Below are 16,345 nucleotides of genomic sequence, written 5' to 3' on the forward strand. Positions count from 1 at the left end.
AGTCAGTGCAGGTCACTTTTTTGATGAGAAGAAAATTAGTATGCTTGCATAATAATTCGGAGAATCTTGGTAGATTTACACGTCTAACCAAGACGGGAGGGCACGACTATGAAGAAGGAAAAGACTGTTGATTTTCATATAAAATGGGCCTGGCATTCCATTTCGCGGATGTACAATGCCTACGCGGCCCGGTTCGGCATTACAATGGCTATTGGCTACGTACTGCTGAATATCGACTTGGAAGAAGGTACGCCAGCTACGAAAATCGGACCATTACTGGGCATGGAGCCTCGTTCGTTGGTACGTATGCTAAAAAATCTGGAAGAGCGCGGTTTGATACGTCGGGAAGTAGATGATAACGATAAACGCTTCGTCCGTATCTATCTGACAGAAGCGGGTAAAGCTAAGCGTGAAATGGCTCGCGACGGGGTGATTCAATTTAATCAGGCCATTCGCGAACGTATTCCGCTCGACAAACTGGTTGTTTTTCTGGACGTTATCAAAGAAATAAACCGAATGGTCGAAGAGGAAAATTCAAAGATTAAAACGACCGAAACGGAGGAATTATCGTTGGATTAATCAATATTATGTAAAACTGGTGTGGTGAAGAGATGTATAACTTCATGACGTCCAGATAAACCAAAACCATGGAGGCTACTTTAGAAAAACCCAAGATTCAGACAAAAAAACGTACTATTCGGCGGGTCGCCGTGCTCGGTTCGGGAATCATGGGGTCGCGAATTGCGGCTCATTTTGCTAACATCGGCGCCGATGTGCTGTTGCTCGACATTGCTCCAAAAGAACCAAACGCAGCTGAACAGGCCAAAGGACTTACGACTGACAGCCCGCTGGTACGTAATCGACCCGTAACCGAAGCGTTTCAGACAATGCTGAAAGCTAGTCCCGCGTCGTTGTATAGCCCGAAATTTGCCGAACGTATCAAGCTGGGGAATTTTGATGATAACCTGAAAGAGATTGCTACGTATGATTGGGTTATCGAAGTAGTTGTTGAACGGCTGGATGTTAAACGCTCTGTCTATGAGCGTGTTGAGCAATATCGCAAACCCGGTACGTTAATTACTTCTAATACGTCGGGGATTCCGATGCATTTGCTGGTTGAGGGACGTAGCGACGATTTTCGCCGGAATTTCTGCGGTACACACTTTTTTAATCCGCCCCGTTACCTACGTCTGCTTGAAATCATTCCCGGCCCTGATACGGATCCAGAAGTGATTGATTTTCTGATGAATTACGGCGATTTGTATCTTGGTAAAACTACCGTTTTATGCAAAGACACGCCGGGTTTCATTGCCAACCGGTTGGGTATTCAGTCGCTGATTCAGACCATTCGCGTATCCGAAGAATTGGGCCTGACGGTGGAAGAAGTTGATAAACTCACGGGACCGGTAGTTGGTCGCCCGAAATCTGGTACGTTCCGGTTGTCGGACGTAGTGGGCTTGGATACGACCGTCAACGTAGCAAACAACCTCGTGAAAATGGAGCATGACGAATCGCGGGCGTCGTTTGAGCTGCCGCCGTCGATGCAGAAATTGATGGAAAACAAATGGCTGGGCGATAAAACTGGTCAGGGGTATTATAAGAAAACAAAAGACGAAAAAGGCCAGACGCTGATTCTTGCGCTCGACCTGAAAACGTTCGAATACAAGCCGTCGGGAAAGGCCAAATTTGCTACGTTAGAAAGTACGAAAGTCATTGATAATCTGAAAAAACGCTTCCCGGTGTTGCTCGCTGGCAAAGACAAAGCGGGTGAGTTTTATCGCCAGACGTTTGCTGATGGGTTTCGCTATGCTACGTATCGTATTCCCGAAATTTCAGATGAACTCTACCGAATCGACGCTGCTATTACGGCGGGCTTTGGCTGGCAAATGGGCCTATTCGAAACCTGGGATGCCATCGGCGTTCGGAAGGGTGTAGAACTGATTGAATCGCTCGGGCAGAAACCTGCACAGTGGGTTTACGACATGATCGACGCTGGTTTCGATCGGAATGCCGAACCATCGTTCTACAAGGTTGAAGGCGGCAAGCGGATGTATTACGACATTCCGACGAAAAGCTATAAAGCCATTCCTGGCACGGAAGCGTTCACGATTCTGGAGAATTTGAGCAGCAATGTAGTCTGGAAGAATAACGACGCGTCGATTTATGACCTGGGCGATGGTATTCTGAACGTTGAATTCCACAGCAAAATGAACACGTTTGGACAGGGTGTTTCGGAAGCCTTGATGAAAGGCGTTTCGCTGGCTGAGAAAGACTTTCGTGGGTTAGTTGTCGGCAATGATTCGACCGAAGCGTTTTCGGCGGGGGCCAATCTGGCGATGCTGTTCATGTTTGCCGTTGAGCAGGAGTTCGACGAGGTGAATCTGATGATTGCGCAGTTCCAGAAACTGATTACGCGTCTTCGCTATTCGTCGGTTCCGGTGGTTGTGGCGCCACACACGCTCACGTTAGGGGGTGGATGCGAGGCCGTGCTTCATACCGATAAAGTGGTGGCCCATGCCGAAAGCTATATTGGCCTTGTGGAAGTAGGTGTCGGCCTGATTCCGGCGGGTGGCGGTACTAAAGAAATGGCCGCGCGGGCGTCGGATCTGTATCAAACTGGTGATCCAGAATTGAACATTCTCCAGAGCGTTTTCATGAATATCGCTACTGCTAAAGTTTCAACTTCGGCGCAGGAAGCCCGCGACATGAACTACCTCCGCTCCACCGACCAGATTGTGCTGAATCGGAGCCGATTACTGGCCGAAGCTAAGCAAGCTGCCATTGAACTAGCCGAAAATGGATACACGCAACCCAAGCCACGTAACGACATCAAGGTACAGGGTAAAACCGGTATTGCGCTGTTTAAAGCCGGAATTACGGCGATGCGCATGGGTAACTATATCTCAGACCACGACGTAAAAATTGCCGACAAACTAGCTTACGTTATTTGCGGTGGCGATTTGAGCAGCCCGCAGAACGTATCGGAGCAGTACTTGCTTGATCTGGAACGTGAAGCTTTCTTATCGTTAACAGGCGAGAAAAAGACGCTGGAACGTATTCAAAGTTTACTAACTGGCGGCAAAGCGTTAAGAAATTAAGAAAGCGGAGATTTCTGCCGTTGATGGCTACTGTTCGTGAGGGCAGTAGCCATTTTATTTACTATAAATATCGTATTATCTATTAAGCTTTAAGCGCAATAATTTTTTATCTTTTTTGTAATCTCTTTAATTTCTTCGCTATGTACTTGTCTGACTTTTTCTAACTCCAGAGAGCCTCCTAAAATTAGCATTTCTTTATGCAGAAATCGCTTACCTAATCGATCATTCAGCATGACAGTTTCCATGCTTTGAGCTATGTTTATTTCTTTTAAAACGTCGTTGGGATGGCCTGCTGTACAGACTACTAAGCCATAGTTTATGGTTTTCATTCTGGCAGATTCTGGCTTATATCCGTATGCGTAACCAACGGAATAAACTCGGTCAAACCATCCTTTTAATTTTGCTGGACAATCACTCCACCAAACAGGATAAATAAAAATAATACAGTCTGCTTTTTCTATTTTTTTGTGTTCAGCTAAAACGTCTTCTGGGACAGGTAAATTTAAATTTGCATACCCCTCTCTTTCAAATTCTTCCTCAGTCATATCGCTGCGAAAATTCATTGCGTAGAGATCCGAAATTTCAACGTTCCAATTCTGTTCTGTCAAATGGTGAGTTAATTCTTCCAGAACCTGTGCCCTGTATGACTTTTTACTAGGATGACTGTAAATAATGAGAATATTCATCGGCGACTATTTTATAGCTACGGCGAAAGGATAATTACTAACTGGCAAGCAATCAGTACGTAACGCGAAATTTTTAGTAAAAGCTACTGCACTTCTTCCGCCTGCCTTTCCTTTCGGGCATTCAGGTAGCCTTTCACGACGGTAAACGTAGTGACAGCCAGAAAGAAAATGATAATCCAGTGGACGTAGTTGATAATCCACGGAAACTTCTCGCCAAAATAAAAACCACCTCCCACCAACGTAATGACCCAGATAGAGCCTCCAATTACGTTGTAGAGCATGAAATAAGGGAAGGGCATGTGAATAAGACCAGCTAGTAACGGAGCAAACGTGCGGACAACCGGAAGAAAACGGGCAACAATCAGCGCACTGTTGCCGTACCGAAGAAAAGCTGCCCGCGTATTCTCAATGTATTTTTGTTTAAAGAACAGAGAATCAGGTCGGTCCTTAATTTTCCCGCCGAAGTAGTAGCCCGTTACGTAACCTGTGAGCGAACCCAGCACGGCCGCACCAAAAATGCAGATAAGCAACAGCCAAAGTGGTACGTTCAACAGTTTGGTCCCGGCAAAAACACCTGATAAAAACAAGAGGTAATCGCCGGGCAGGAAAAAGCCAAAGAACAGACCATTTTCTACGAAAATAATCAACGTAATAAGCACCAATCCGCCCGTCCGAATGATTTCTTCGGAGTTCAACAGGTACCGGAAAAATTCAAAAATCTGATCCATAGTCAAAGAGTGCAAGAGCGAAAGAATGAAAGAGCGAAAGGGTGGATAGATTAACTTTGATATCTATTGTTCACTCTTTCGCTCCGCTTCGGCGGTCCGATTTCCTTCTTTCGCTCTCTAAATATATTCCGCCAACTCCAGCCAGCGGTCCGATTTTTCGGCGATACTTTGGTCGATCTGTTCGATTTCCTTTGCCCAGGCCGTCAGCTGCTCGTGGTGCCCGCCAGTATTCAGTAGACCGACAACTTCGGCTTTCCGTTGCTCCAGCGATTCAATTTCTTTTTCAAGGGTTTCGTATTCGCGTATTTCCTTGAATGACAGCTTTTTCTTGGCACCCGCAGCCGGGCTTGTTGCGGATGAAACTACAACAGGCGCCGATTGGTTCTTCGCCGGGGCCGTTGCTGGTTTATCATTTTGTGATGATACGTTTTTCGGCTGCGCATCTCGCCAAATCCGGTAGTCGGTATAGTTACCCGGAAAATCGCGCACTTTACCCGCGCCCTCCAGGACAAATACGTGCTCAACGAGCCGATCCATGAAATAGCGGTCGTGGGTTACAATGAGAACGCAGCCTGAAAAGTTGAGCAAAAACTCTTCCAGTACGTTTAGCGTCGTAATGTCTAAATCGTTAGTCGGCTCGTCCAGAATTAGAAAATTCGGATTTTGCACCAGCACCAGCAGTAATTGCAACCTACGTTTTTCGCCCCCGCTCAGTTTTGATACGTAATCATATTGTTTCTGCCGATTGAACAGAAAACGACTCAGCAGTTGGGTGGCTGTAATCGTATCGCCGTTGGCCAATTTCATCACTTCTGCTACGTCCTGCACTACGTCGATAACCCGCTGGTTTTCGGGTAAATCGAGTTCGGTTTGGGTGTAATAGCCAAATTTTACCGTACCGCCGGTCGTAATTTTGCCTGAATCGGGACGTAGCAGACCGGTGAGCATGTTCATCAGCGTGGTTTTACCCATGCCATTTTTGCCGATCAGGCCAACTCGGTCAGGCCGTTTGAAGGTGTAATTAAAATGGTCGAGTAATACCTTGTCGCCGAAGCGTTTACTGAGGTTCTCGACTTCCAGAATTTTACTGCCCAGGCGGGTCATGCGCAGATTCAGGTCAAGTTCGCCATCGCTACGTTTGCCGCCTACTTTATCTTTCAGTTCATCAAACGCATCGATTCGATACTGCGCTTTGGTACCCCGCGCTTTCGGCTGCCGACGCATCCACTCCAGTTCGCGTCGAAAGGTGTTTCTGTCTTTGGTCAGTTCAGAGGCTGCGGCCGCTTCACGCTCGTCTTTCTTTTCCAGAAAATACGCGTAATTGCCTTTGTACGTGTAAAGCTGCCCTTCGTCTAACTCGGCGATCTGATTGCAGACCCGATCCAGAAAATAACGGTCGTGCGATACCATCAGCAACGTACCATTATTGGTATTCAGGTAGTTTTCGAGGTACTCGATGGCTTCCAGATCGAGGTGGTTGGTTGGCTCATCGAGAATAAGCAAATCTGGATTCTGGATCAGTACCCGCGCCATCGCCACCCGCTTCCGCTGACCACCCGACAGCAAATGAACGGGCTGCGTTACGTCCTGAATGCCCAATTCGCCCAGCATCTGCCGGATTTGCGACTCATAATCCCAGGCTTCGTACTTTTCCATATCGGCCATGGCGCGTTCTAGGGCGGCCGGGTCGTCGTTGACGAGGGCGTGTTCGTAGGCGCGTACTGCATCGAGTTGGGCACTTTCACCCGCCAGCACTACTTCCATGACCGTCAGGGTATTGTTGAGATCGGGCTGCTGGTCGAGGTAGCCTACGCTGATATCCTTACGCTGGCTGACAATCCCCGAATCAGGTGGCATGGCCCCCGCCAGAATCGACAGCAGGGTTGTTTTTCCTGAACCATTGGCACCAACGATGGCAACTTTATCGCCCCGGTTCACGCCAAAGGTCAGATTTTTGAAGAGAACGCGGTCGCCGTAGGACTTAGTTAAATTTTCGGCTGAGAGATAATTCATAAACTTAAAAAAAACCTATGCAGTGTAAAACCTAAGGTTTGCAGTGCAAAGGTAAAACAAAGACAATCGTTCGTACTTTTGCGATTCAAGATGGATTCCCTAATTCTATAACCAACAATGCTCTTAAAACGTCTCCTGTTTGCCGCTAGCTTTCTTGTTGGCACTACATATATAACCCAGGCGCAAACCACTTCTGATTTTAAATCTTATACGCAGGTAGTGCCGGGTAGCAACCAGACGTATGCGATGGTCGCCATTCCGGGTGGGAAATTCATGATGGGTAGTCCCAACTTCGAAAAAGGCCGGAAACCTGATGAAGGACCGCAGCATAACGTAATGATTGAGCCGTTCTACATGGGCAAATATGAGGTTACATGGGATCTCTACGACCTGTTCGCTTTCACGACGATGGAGAAAGAAATGGCAGCCAAGTATGCCCAGCAGGACGCTAATCTGGCCAAGACGGATGCTACTACGCGCCCTAGTCCGCCCTACGTCGATATGTCATTTGGAATGGGGCGGGCGGGCTATCCGGCCATCAACATGACTCAGTATGCTGCCATTAAGTTCTGCGCGTGGTTATATGCCAAAACGGGTGTATTCTTTCGATTACCGACCGAAGCGGAATGGGAATATGCTTGCCGGGCCAACACGACCACGCCGTATTCGTTCGGGGCTGATGCGAGCAAACTGGGCGAATACGCTGTATTTAACGGGAATAGCGATGGGGGCTATAAAAAAATAGGTACTAAAAAACCGAATCCATTTGGTCTCTACGATATGCACGGCAACGTTATGGAATGGACGAAAGACCAGTACATCGAAGATTATTATCAGCAGGTAGCCAGCGGAAAAGCCAAAGAACCCTTTGCGCCAACCACTACGTTATATCCGAATAGCGTTCGCGGTGGTTCCTGGGACGATGCGCCAGAAGTGCTACGTTCGGCGGCCCGTACGCCCTCAGACCCTGCGTGGAAAGTGCTCGATCCACAAAGCCCAAAATCAGACTGGTGGCTAACGTCGGCTTCGTTTGTTGGTTTCCGACTGGTACGTCCTGCCAAGACGCCGTCTGAGGAGGAAATCAAAGCGTACTACGACATCAAAGTAATCAAGGATTATTAATTGTGAAAGAGTGAAAGAGCGAAAGAGTGCCGCAACGGATGTTGAAAGAGCGAAAGAACGTAATGGGGAAGATGTTACCCCAATGGATCGCTCTTTCAACATCCGTTGCGGCACTCTTTCGCTCTTTCACTCTTTAAATGTTTTCCTCCTTCTCGGGTCAAACCTAGGCGATCGGGTTGCTACGTTGCAACGAGCGGTTGGTTTGATTGGACAATACGTAGGTGCTGTTACGTTGCAGTCTCCGCTCTATGAAACGGCGCCTTGGGGAGTGGCTGATCAACCTGCTTTTCTGAATCAGGTGATACGTGTTGAAACGGCACTTGAGCCAGAAGATTTATTAAAACAAACTCAGGCGATTGAAGAGGAATTAGGACGAGTCAGAAAAGAAAAGTGGGGCGCGCGGGTGATTGATGTTGATATACTCTACTACGATCACCTTGTTTGGCAGAGCTTTACGCTAACATTGCCGCATCCTTACCTTCATCAACGCCGGTTTACGCTGGTTCCTCTGGCCGACGTAGCGCCGGATTTTGTGCATCCCATTCTTCAAAAAACCACTCTTGACTTGCTGGCTGAATGCCCGGACGAGGGAGACGTGAGTCAATGGGTAATGCAGAATAGATAGTGAATAATGAATATAACCTCCTACGCTTCCCACCTGTTCTTCATTCTTAATTACCCATTTTTCCTGTCTCAATCGCTTTCCAGTACAATCCTTGCCGGTTCTTATTCGTTATTCAGCCGTGTTGTACGATTAACCCTCTTTGGTTATGCATGTGCGAGTGGCGCTTTCTCTCCCTCTTTTTTTCATCACAACTTTTTTTCATGAGTCGTTACAGGCTCAGAACAATGCTCCGGCGCTCCCATTTGGTTCGGGCGCTTTTATTTGTAGTTATACCGGTGGCAAAGTCGGGCCAGAGGTGATTTGTTCGCCTAAAACAGCCTCCAACGGTCACGCCGAACGAGTTGTCGACCGAATATTAAGACCTATCGGGCTGATGCGAAACTTTAAAGTTATCGAGTGTTCAAATACCGATAACTGCTTCGCAACGGTGCTGAAAGGTCAGCGCTTTATTGTGTATGATGGCGCATTTATGGCCCAGATTGATCAGGATACTGAAACCGACTGGGCAGCTATCAGTATTATGGCGCACGAAATTGGTCACCATTTGCAAGGACATACGATTGATGGGAAGGGTGGGCAACCTCAGAAAGAAATCGAAGCCGATAAATTTTCTGGTTTTGTACTACACCAGTTAGGCGCTTCGCTCGATGAAGCGTCGGTTGCGGTGAGAGCCCTTGGCGATGAACATGCTACGTTGACACACCCCGCCAAACCGGCCCGTGTTGAAGCCATTCGAAAAGGCTGGCTGGAAGCTGAGGCCATGTACCCGAAGAGTCGGGTAGTTGTGAAAGCGCCAACGGCCATGGCTCCCAAACCGATTGCTACGTCCAGCGCTCCAGTTATGGCAGCTCGTTCTGTCGTTGCTCCGTCTGCCCCGAAACGTGCTACGGTTGGGTGTATCTCGGGCGATTGTCAGGACGGATCGGGCACGTTTGTGTATCCAACGCAGGAACGCTACGTTGGCGAGTTTGAGGAAGGCGACAAACACGGCGAAGGTGTCGAGTATTACGCCGACGGGAAAGTAAAATACAAGGGCAATTTTCGGGATAACCTGCGCTGGGATTACGGCGCTTATTACTACCGAAATGGTGATAAATACGTTGGATGGTTCAAGAATAATATGCCCAACGGCAAAGGAACGTATTACTTCGCCGATGGTGACCGAATAGCCGCTACGTTTAAAAACGGGCAGCCAGTTCAATAAAAACAACGTAGCGAACGTAACATTTCAACTGTGTTACGTTCGCTACGTTGTTTTTATTGGTTATGTCAGTTTGCTACGTTAGTTCTAAAACTCCAGGATTGTTTTCTCGATGATGTCGCAGGCTTCGTGAATCTGCGCTTCGGTAATGACCAGCGGGGGCGCAAAGCGAATTTTGTCGCCATGGGTCGGGCGGGCCAGCAAGCCGTTGGCTTTTAACTTCATACAGATTTCCCAGGCTGTTTCTTTCCCAAAGTCCGGACGCTCGGCAATTACAACAGCATTTAGCAGACCTTTCCCCCGAATAGATTTAACTAGGTCAGTTTGATTACTCAACGCCATCATACGCGATCGGAAGATGTCGCCCATTGCAGCTGCGTTCTCGGCTAGTTTTTCATCCTCGACCACCTGAAGGGCTTCCATCGTGACGGCGCAGGCCAGCGGATTACCGCCATACGTACTGCCGTGCTCGCCGGGTTTGATTGTCAGCATTACTTCATCAGACGTCAGAACTGCAGATACGGGCATCGTACCGCCCGAAAGCGCCTTGCCTAGCACTAGTAAATCTGGTTTTACGTCCTCATGGTCGCAGGCGATACGTTTGCCGGTACGTCCGATACCGGTTTGCACTTCGTCGGCAATGAACAATACATTGTATTTCGTGCATAAATCACGTACACCTCGCAAATAACCTTCATCGGGAACGACTACGCCCGCTTCGCCCTGAATCGGTTCAACCATGAAACCAGCAATGTTTGGGTCGCTTTTGAACGTATCTTCCAGCGCATTCAGGTCATTATAAGGAATGACAATATAACCCGGCAGCAGCGGCCCGAAATCATTGGTGCTGCTAGGGTCGGTTGACGACGAAATAGCGGCTATGGTACGTCCCCAGAAATTGCCGGAAGCGTATACAGTTTTAGCCTGATTTTGCGGAATGCCTTTGACTTTATAGGCCCATTTCCGGGTAAGTTTGAGCGAGGTTTCGCCTGCTTCGGCACCAGAATTCATCATAATGGCTTTTTCGTAACCGAAATAATCGCAGAGGTATTTTTCGCAAAGCCCCGTCTTATCGTTGTAAAAAGCGCGGGATGTTAATGTCAACTGCTGCGCCTGTCGAATAAGGGCATTGATGATCCGTGGATGACAATGTCCCTGACTTACTGCGCTATAGGCTGATAAGAAATCGAAATAGCGATTCTGCTCAACATCCCACACAAAAACGCCTTCGCCCCGCGTCAGCACCACCGGAACAGGATGGTAATTGTGAGCGCCATATTGCCATTCTAACTGCATAGCCTTTTCAGCCGATGCGACAGATAGTGTTGGTTCGTGTATCATGGTGTATGTGGTTATGTGTTCGTTGATGCAGTACTACGTTACTGAAACTTCCGTACGCAGATGCCCGTTTCTCAAAAATACGGTTTCTTCCAGAGACCCCCAAAACCAATGCCAGCGCATTCGCCGAAGAAAAAAATCCCTGACTTAGCCGACGACGATTATTATTACACGCCTGAAGGATACGTTGTATTTACAGCAACATACCACCTTAAACGGGGCTATTGCTGCCAGAACGGATGTCGACATTGTCCCTATGGATTCAAAAAAAAGGAGAAATGACTTGCAGATTATGAATTATTTAGCCAATTTTGCGCCCTCATACGGAAAACGAGTACGGTAATGGCCAGAGTTTGTCAAATAACAGGAAAGCGCACACGCTCGGGAAACAATGTTTCTCACGCTAACAATAAAACCAAGCGTAAATTTTACCCGAACCTGCAAAAGAAGCGGTTCTTCGTTGAATCAACTGGCGAATGGGTTACGCTAAGAGTGGCTACGTCGGCCATTAAAACCATCAATAAAAACGGGCTGGAAGCTACGTTACGCAAAGCTTACGAGCGCGGTACGTTGGCTATATAGTCTTTTTGAGAAGATATTGTCTGTGAGCCTCTTCCGATCAGGAGGGGGCTTTTCGTTTATGGTCGATAGCCGTTAATTAATAGGCCCCGACAGGCTCCGGCTGTCGGAATCGCCGGATGAATTGTAGTTAGTCGCGTAAGCGACTCCGACAGCCGGAGCCTGTCGGGGCTTATCAATTAACGACTCATCGCCCATGAAACTGAGTTTTGAAGACCTTATTCTTTTTGAGAATGAGGATTATATAATCATCAATAAGCCACCTCACGTAGCGTCGCTCGATGAACGGACGACTGACCGTGGCGGGCAGAGCATTGTGCGGATGGCGAAAGCGTATTGGCCTGATGCTCAATTAGGTCATAGGCTCGATAAAGAAACTTCGGGTATTCTGGCAATAGCTAAGAATCCGGAGGCATATCGGAGTCTAGCCATGCAGTTCGAACACCGCGAGGTGACCAAGCGCTATCATGCCGTTACGAATGGGGTACATGATTTCGATGGTATTTCAGTGTACCTACCTATTTCACCCATAAAAGATGGCACAGCGGTACGTATTGACCGGGAAAAGGGAAAAGTAGCGGAGACGATTTTCAATACGTTGCAGGCGTTTCGAACTACTACGCTGGTAGAATGTCTGCCTATTACGGGGCGTATGCACCAGATTCGGGTTCACTTGATGTGCCTTAAAGCGCCTATTGTCAATGATGAAACGTATGGCGGAAAACCTGTTTTTTTGTCCGATATAAAACGGAAATTCAATCTGAAGCAGGGGACAGAGGAATTGCCTTTAATTCAGCGAGTTGCGCTCCATGCGCATTCGCTCACATTTACCCTGCTCGATGGCGAAGAACAGACATTCGAAGCACCGTACCCAAAAGATTTTAACGTTCTGGTGAAGCAGTTGGAGAAAAATAATTAGAAGTTTGTAGTAAACTTCTCATCTTTCTCATGTTTGTTCATACTGTTTTTTTCTGGCTGAAACATCCCGAAAGCCAGACTGATCGTGATGCGTTGCGTACGGGAATCGAGTCACTCAAAGAAATAACCGACATTTCGGCCGCTTACGTTGGTACGCCCGCTGACACTCGTCGGCCCGTTATCGACCATTCCTACGATTTCTCGATAACTTTTGTTTTCGCCGACAAAACTGCGCATGATACGTATCAGGAACATCCCATTCACCTGAAATTCGTTGATACCTGCGCCCACCTCTGGACCCGCGTACAGGTGTACGATGCGGTGAGTTAACAAGTAGCATAGGGGTAAGGGCATTGGGTAAACAAGCTATTAGTCATTATTCGATACCCAATACCCTTACCCCTATACTACGTTATACAAGCACTTCAATTTTCATATCCATATTGCCCTTTACGGCTTTTGAATAAGGGCATACTGCATGGGCAGTTTCGGCGAGTTGCTGAAGCTGGTCATGGTCCATGTGTGGGGCTTTTACGGTTATTTTTCCCGACAAAAACATATTGTTTCCGTCTTTATTAAGCGAAATACTGACTTCAACAGCGTGTTCGGGTAATACAACTTTCCGGCGTTCGGCTACGGCCATCAGTGCACCATTGTAACATGAACTGTAGGCGGCCGCAAAGAGCATCTCAGGGTTGGCGGCTCCCCCTTCGCCGTGCATCTCTATTGGACGTTTAACGTCTAACTCCAGAATGCCATCCAGCGATTTTACATCGCCCTCACGTCCACCAATGTTGCTGACGGTGGCTGTATACAAAGTTTCCATGAATTTGATTTTAAGTACTTACGCTTTATGCGTAATGATAACCGATAAACCAGAGCGTGTCCGAAAAGTTATGTGCACTACGTAGCATTTTGAGATTTCTTACCCATTACTACGTTACCAATGCTACGTAACAGGCAAGGTATTTGATGGAATTACGTAGCATACAGGCAATAATTAGATGACTGATGAAATTGCCTCGGATAGTGTTTTATTCCACTAGCTAAGGTATTTAGCGTATATAAATCTTTCCATCATTTTGAACTACCTTTGTTTAAGGTGATTCCCTGGATGAAAGCTGCAATAGAACGCGACAGAGCACGTTTTGTAAAATAAGTCTCTCTGTATACTAATGAGCATGAATACGTTATACACTCAACATGGCAAACGATGCCTGCTAGGAAGCCTAAGCAGCTTTGGGCTGATTTTGTGGGTTTGTCTCTTGCCTGCATTGGCCCAGCGCCGACCCGTTAAGGCTGATACAGCATTGGCAAAGGCTGGCTCGACCACGACGGTACGTATTGAAGCTGAAACGCAGTTTACGGAGGGTATACGCTATTTGATGACCGACGAACCGGCTAAGGCGGTTGCGCAGTTTGAAAAATTACTCCAGAAAGATCCGTCGAATGCGGCAGCTCATTATTCACTGGCGAATGCGCTGGTTAAAAGTGGTAAAATCAACGACGCCATTTCTCACGCTGTTAAGGCACATAACCTAAGCACCGATAACAAATATTATTCGTTGCTGCTGGCCGAATTATACGTAAAGCAAAAACGGTACGCTGAAGCTGAAACTCTTTACGAAGCTATTCTGAAGAAAGGCCCCGAAAATGCTGAATATGGCGTTGAACTGGCGGCTATTTACCTGTTTGACGAAAAGCCGGATCAGGCGCTTGCCGCCTATAATCTGGTAGAGCGTGAACTGGGTACGAACGAAGAAATTACTCGTCAAAAACAACGTATTTATCTCAAACAGAATAAGATAGATAAAGCAATTGAAGAGGCTGAACGATTAGTTGCCTCGGAACCCGGCGAACCGGATTACCTGCTCGAAGGGGCCGAGTTGCTCATCGCCAACGACCGGTCTGATCAGGCTATTAGCTGGATTGACAAGGCCCTTAAACTAAATACTGACCTGCCACAGGCTCACGTATTACTTGCCGATATCTACCGAAAAAAGGGCGACATGGCCCGCGTGAAAAAGGAACTTGATCAAGTACTGTCAAATCCGAATCTGGAGGCTGGTCTGAAGGCGCGGATTCTATCCAGTTACGTTGGCCTCACCAGCGAAAACCCTGCTGCTCAGCAAGATGCTCTGGGTATGGCGCAGCAATTGGCAAAATCATCGCCAAACGATCCTAAATCACAGGTTATGCTGGCCGATCTATTGGTTCAGCAGGGAAAAAAAGCCGAAGCCCGTGATACGTATGCCAAAGCTGCCCGGCTAGACGGATCAGTGTTTGAAGTCTGGGGCGCTTTGCTACAGTTGGATGGAGAGTTGAATCAGGTCGATAGTTTGCTGGTGCATTCGGAACAGGCGCTTGAGGTATTTCCGACGCAGGGTATGTTCTGGTATTCAAATGGTTCGGCCAATCTGTATAAGCGGAAATACCAGCAGGCTGTCGATGCGCTCGAAGAGAGCCAGAAGCTGCTAGCGGCTACGGATAATTCAGAGTTAAAAAAAGGAATTAATGCTCAGTTAGGCGATGCTTACAACGGCTTGGGTCAGTACGCCAAATCCGACGAAGCCTACGAGGCCGTTTTAAAAGTAGACCCGCTGAACGATCACGTATTGAACAACTACAGTTATTTCCTGTCGTTGCGGAAAGAAAATCTTCAACGTGCACAGCAACTGGCTCAGAAACTGGTCGAGCGTAATCCAACCAACGCTACGTATCTGGATACGTATGCATGGGTACTCTACGTAGCAAAAGATTATGCAAAAGCCCGTCAGTATCTGGAAAAAGCGATGGCCAATCCGGCTAATCTGAGCGGAACAATCATTGAACATTACGGTGATGTACTTTACCAACTCGGACAACAAGATAAAGCCCTGGAGCAGTGGAAGCAGGCAAAGACGAAAGGCGGAGGCAGTTCGGAGTTGGACAAAAAAATTGCTACTGGCAAGTTGTAAAACAGTTACTAGCTTTTGGCCAACACCGTCGCTAGGAACTGAAACTACCCCTAAATGAATAAATACGTCCTGTTTACGCTGCTATTGAGCGTATTCGTCACTGCCGAAGGGTGCCGACGACACCGCCTATCACGTACTACTTCCTCAACTACTCCTGCTACGTCGCCCGATACGGCTAAGGTTGCTGTCAGTCCGACGACAACACCTGCCAAGGATACAACCGCTGCTTCGCGACCTGCCCGCCCTGGTATTGAAGAGGCCCGTACTAACGTAGCAGAAATTGATTTTAGTTACCTGACAGCTAAATCGAAAATCTCTTTCAAAAGTCCTACGCAGGACATCGATAACGCCAACATTACCATTCGTGTCCGGAAGGACAGCCTGATTTGGGTCTCCATTTCGAAGCTCGGTCTCGAAGCAGTTCGGGGATTGATAACCCGCGATTCCATTACGATTATCGATAAAATTCACCGGGAATACTCGGTTTATGATTTCCCGACTTTGAGCAAACAGTTCAATTTTGACATGAATTTTCAGTTGCTACAGGCACTTATTGTCGGAAACTTGCCGCTCCCAAAGCGACCAGCTCAGAAAATCAAAAACGAACGTGATTACCTGCTTCTGCGGCAGAGTGAAGGCAAAGTGCTGGTTGAAAACTACATTGGTGAACAGGATCGAAAACTGAAAAAACTGATGGTTACCGAACAGCCGACCAAAAACACGCTTCGGCTGGATTACGACGATTTCGCATCGCTGAATAATTTCCTGTTTCCATACACAAGTTTGGTAACACTTGATTATCAGTCGAAAGCAGATGGACAATTTTATCAGACTTTGTTACGTATCAAGCATAGTAAAGTGGAACTGGCCGATAAAAATCCGGGATTTCCGTTCACGATTCCGGCCAGTTATAAACGTCGGCCTTAATTTCGTGGTCAAGTCTGCTTTACTACGTTAGTAAATTCGTAAAACACACTATGTAATCCGTAATTTGTTTTTGTTTCAGTACGTATGCGTTTTCTTTTTCGGTCTTCTTTCTGGTTTATGTGCCGGTTTCTTATTCTGCTGATTGGGTTAGGT

17 protein-coding genes are annotated in these 16,345 nt (G+C 47.4%); 11 read left to right on the forward strand and 6 right to left on the reverse strand.

Going from position 1 to position 16,345, the window contains the following annotated elements:
* Positions 1-108: 108 nt before the first annotated feature.
* Together ACYVF1_RS05995 and ACYVF1_RS06000 are read left to right on the forward strand one after the other, a co-directional pair.
* Positions 109-579, forward strand: a complete 471-nt coding sequence (locus tag ACYVF1_RS05995; protein ID WP_461076594.1) for a MarR family winged helix-turn-helix transcriptional regulator — start codon at positions 109-111, stop codon at positions 577-579.
* 68 nt (positions 580-647) lie between these two features.
* Positions 648-3,098 (forward strand): 3-hydroxyacyl-CoA dehydrogenase/enoyl-CoA hydratase family protein, encoded by a 2,451-nt coding sequence (locus ACYVF1_RS06000; protein ID WP_461076595.1) that lies wholly within the window; start codon positions 648-650, stop codon positions 3,096-3,098.
* Between the two features lie 89 nt (positions 3,099-3,187).
* Here ACYVF1_RS06000 and ACYVF1_RS06005 read toward each other — a convergent pair whose 3' ends face one another.
* The 3 genes from ACYVF1_RS06005 to ACYVF1_RS06015 all read right to left on the reverse strand — a co-directional run bounded on the left by ACYVF1_RS06005 (position 3,188) and on the right by ACYVF1_RS06015 (position 6,525).
* Positions 3,188-3,784: an NAD(P)H-dependent oxidoreductase gene (locus ACYVF1_RS06005; RefSeq protein ID WP_461076597.1), complete on the reverse strand. Its 597-nt coding sequence runs from the start codon at positions 3,782-3,784 to the stop codon at positions 3,188-3,190.
* A gap of 83 nt (positions 3,785-3,867) precedes the next feature.
* Positions 3,868-4,512, reverse strand: coding sequence for a DedA family protein (locus tag ACYVF1_RS06010; protein WP_461076599.1), 645 nt, complete (start codon positions 4,510-4,512; stop codon positions 3,868-3,870).
* Positions 4,513-4,629: 117 nt separating this feature from the next.
* Positions 4,630-6,525 (reverse strand): ABC-F family ATP-binding cassette domain-containing protein, encoded by a 1,896-nt coding sequence (locus ACYVF1_RS06015; protein WP_461076601.1) that lies wholly within the window; start codon positions 6,523-6,525, stop codon positions 4,630-4,632.
* Between the two features lie 117 nt (positions 6,526-6,642).
* Here ACYVF1_RS06015 and ACYVF1_RS06020 point away from each other — a divergent pair, with 117 nt between their 5' ends.
* The 3 genes from ACYVF1_RS06020 to ACYVF1_RS06030 all read left to right on the forward strand — a co-directional run bounded on the left by ACYVF1_RS06020 (position 6,643) and on the right by ACYVF1_RS06030 (position 9,476).
* A complete protein-coding gene (locus ACYVF1_RS06020; protein WP_461076603.1) occupies positions 6,643-7,647 on the forward strand; it encodes a formylglycine-generating enzyme family protein in 1,005 nt (334 codons plus the stop codon).
* 82 nt (positions 7,648-7,729) lie between these two features.
* Positions 7,730-8,272 carry a 2-amino-4-hydroxy-6-hydroxymethyldihydropteridine diphosphokinase gene (gene folK, locus ACYVF1_RS06025; RefSeq protein ID WP_461077825.1) on the forward strand — a complete coding sequence of 181 codons (543 nt, stop codon included), beginning with the start codon at positions 7,730-7,732 and terminating at the stop codon, positions 8,270-8,272.
* A gap of 145 nt (positions 8,273-8,417) precedes the next feature.
* Positions 8,418-9,476 carry a M48 family metalloprotease gene (locus ACYVF1_RS06030; RefSeq protein ID WP_461076605.1) on the forward strand — a complete coding sequence of 353 codons (1,059 nt, stop codon included), beginning with the start codon at positions 8,418-8,420 and terminating at the stop codon, positions 9,474-9,476.
* Between the two features lie 84 nt (positions 9,477-9,560).
* Here the strand turns inward: ACYVF1_RS06030 and rocD are convergent, their stop codons facing one another.
* Complete coding sequence (gene rocD / locus ACYVF1_RS06035; RefSeq protein WP_461076607.1) at positions 9,561-10,814, reverse strand: ornithine--oxo-acid transaminase; 1,254 nt, start codon at positions 10,812-10,814, stop codon at positions 9,561-9,563.
* Positions 10,815-10,922: 108 nt separating this feature from the next.
* Here rocD and ACYVF1_RS06040 point away from each other — a divergent pair, with 108 nt between their 5' ends.
* Together ACYVF1_RS06040 and rpmB are read left to right on the forward strand one after the other, a co-directional pair.
* Complete coding sequence (locus tag ACYVF1_RS06040) at positions 10,923-11,093, forward strand: DUF5522 domain-containing protein (RefSeq protein ID WP_461076609.1); 171 nt, start codon at positions 10,923-10,925, stop codon at positions 11,091-11,093.
* 60 nt (positions 11,094-11,153) lie between these two features.
* The gene (rpmB, locus tag ACYVF1_RS06045; RefSeq protein WP_461076611.1) at positions 11,154-11,393 is read left to right on the forward strand and encodes a 50S ribosomal protein L28; all 240 of its coding nucleotides are present in this window, start codon (positions 11,154-11,156) and stop codon (positions 11,391-11,393) included.
* 72 nt (positions 11,394-11,465) lie between these two features.
* Here rpmB and ACYVF1_RS06050 read toward each other — a convergent pair whose 3' ends face one another.
* A complete protein-coding gene (locus ACYVF1_RS06050; RefSeq protein ID WP_461076613.1) occupies positions 11,466-11,588 on the reverse strand; it encodes a hypothetical protein in 123 nt (40 codons plus the stop codon).
* Between ACYVF1_RS06050 and ACYVF1_RS06055 the strand changes: the two genes are divergently transcribed.
* On the forward strand, positions 11,587-12,309 hold the full coding sequence (locus ACYVF1_RS06055) for an RluA family pseudouridine synthase (RefSeq protein WP_461076615.1): 723 nt from the start codon (positions 11,587-11,589) through the stop codon (positions 12,307-12,309). The genes ACYVF1_RS06050 and ACYVF1_RS06055 overlap by 2 nt on opposite strands.
* Before the next feature lie 29 nt (positions 12,310-12,338).
* Positions 12,339-12,638: a Dabb family protein gene (locus tag ACYVF1_RS06060; RefSeq protein WP_461076617.1), complete on the forward strand. Its 300-nt coding sequence runs from the start codon at positions 12,339-12,341 to the stop codon at positions 12,636-12,638.
* An 82-nt stretch (positions 12,639-12,720) separates the two neighbouring features.
* Here the strand turns inward: ACYVF1_RS06060 and ACYVF1_RS06065 are convergent, their stop codons facing one another.
* On the reverse strand, positions 12,721-13,134 hold the full coding sequence (locus ACYVF1_RS06065) for an Ohr family peroxiredoxin (RefSeq protein ID WP_461076619.1): 414 nt from the start codon (positions 13,132-13,134) through the stop codon (positions 12,721-12,723).
* A 355-nt stretch (positions 13,135-13,489) separates the two neighbouring features.
* On the opposite strand from ACYVF1_RS06065, the gene ACYVF1_RS06070 reads away from it, so the two are divergent.
* On the forward strand, positions 13,490-15,265 hold the full coding sequence (locus ACYVF1_RS06070; protein WP_461076621.1) for a tetratricopeptide repeat protein: 1,776 nt from the start codon (positions 13,490-13,492) through the stop codon (positions 15,263-15,265).
* Between the two features lie 54 nt (positions 15,266-15,319).
* Positions 15,320-16,192, forward strand: coding sequence for a DUF4292 domain-containing protein (locus ACYVF1_RS06075; RefSeq protein ID WP_461076623.1), 873 nt, complete (start codon positions 15,320-15,322; stop codon positions 16,190-16,192).
* Positions 16,193-16,345 lie beyond the last annotated feature (153 nt).

This window comes from Spirosoma flavus (assembly GCF_054778555.1).

What these genes read in the sequence shown, in the direction of transcription:
- ACYVF1_RS06055 (WP_461076615.1), top strand. Translation starts at nt 11,587, where the DNA reads ATGAAACTGAGTTTTGAAGACCTTATTCTTTTTGAGAATGAGGATTAT.
- rocD (WP_461076607.1), bottom strand. Translation starts at nt 10,814, where the DNA reads ATGATACACGAACCAACACTATCTGTCGCATCGGCTGAAAAGGCTATG.
- ACYVF1_RS06070 (WP_461076621.1), top strand. Translation starts at nt 13,490, where the DNA reads ATGAATACGTTATACACTCAACATGGCAAACGATGCCTGCTAGGAAGC.
- ACYVF1_RS06040 (WP_461076609.1), top strand. Translation starts at nt 10,923, where the DNA reads ATGCCAGCGCATTCGCCGAAGAAAAAAATCCCTGACTTAGCCGACGAC.
- ACYVF1_RS06000 (WP_461076595.1), top strand. Translation starts at nt 648, where the DNA reads ATGGAGGCTACTTTAGAAAAACCCAAGATTCAGACAAAAAAACGTACT.
- ACYVF1_RS06015 (WP_461076601.1), bottom strand. Translation starts at nt 6,525, where the DNA reads ATGAATTATCTCTCAGCCGAAAATTTAACTAAGTCCTACGGCGACCGC.
- ACYVF1_RS06065 (WP_461076619.1), bottom strand. Translation starts at nt 13,134, where the DNA reads ATGGAAACTTTGTATACAGCCACCGTCAGCAACATTGGTGGACGTGAG.
- ACYVF1_RS06060 (WP_461076617.1), top strand. Translation starts at nt 12,339, where the DNA reads ATGTTTGTTCATACTGTTTTTTTCTGGCTGAAACATCCCGAAAGCCAG.
- ACYVF1_RS06030 (WP_461076605.1), top strand. Translation starts at nt 8,418, where the DNA reads ATGCATGTGCGAGTGGCGCTTTCTCTCCCTCTTTTTTTCATCACAACT.
- ACYVF1_RS06010 (WP_461076599.1), bottom strand. Translation starts at nt 4,512, where the DNA reads ATGGATCAGATTTTTGAATTTTTCCGGTACCTGTTGAACTCCGAAGAA.
- ACYVF1_RS06050 (WP_461076613.1), bottom strand. Translation starts at nt 11,588, where the DNA reads ATGGGCGATGAGTCGTTAATTGATAAGCCCCGACAGGCTCCGGCTGTC.
- ACYVF1_RS06075 (WP_461076623.1), top strand. Translation starts at nt 15,320, where the DNA reads ATGAATAAATACGTCCTGTTTACGCTGCTATTGAGCGTATTCGTCACT.
- folK (WP_461077825.1), top strand. Translation starts at nt 7,730, where the DNA reads ATGGATCGCTCTTTCAACATCCGTTGCGGCACTCTTTCGCTCTTTCAC.
- ACYVF1_RS06020 (WP_461076603.1), top strand. Translation starts at nt 6,643, where the DNA reads ATGCTCTTAAAACGTCTCCTGTTTGCCGCTAGCTTTCTTGTTGGCACT.
- ACYVF1_RS05995 (WP_461076594.1), top strand. Translation starts at nt 109, where the DNA reads ATGAAGAAGGAAAAGACTGTTGATTTTCATATAAAATGGGCCTGGCAT.
- rpmB (WP_461076611.1), top strand. Translation starts at nt 11,154, where the DNA reads ATGGCCAGAGTTTGTCAAATAACAGGAAAGCGCACACGCTCGGGAAAC.
- ACYVF1_RS06005 (WP_461076597.1), bottom strand. Translation starts at nt 3,784, where the DNA reads ATGAATATTCTCATTATTTACAGTCATCCTAGTAAAAAGTCATACAGG.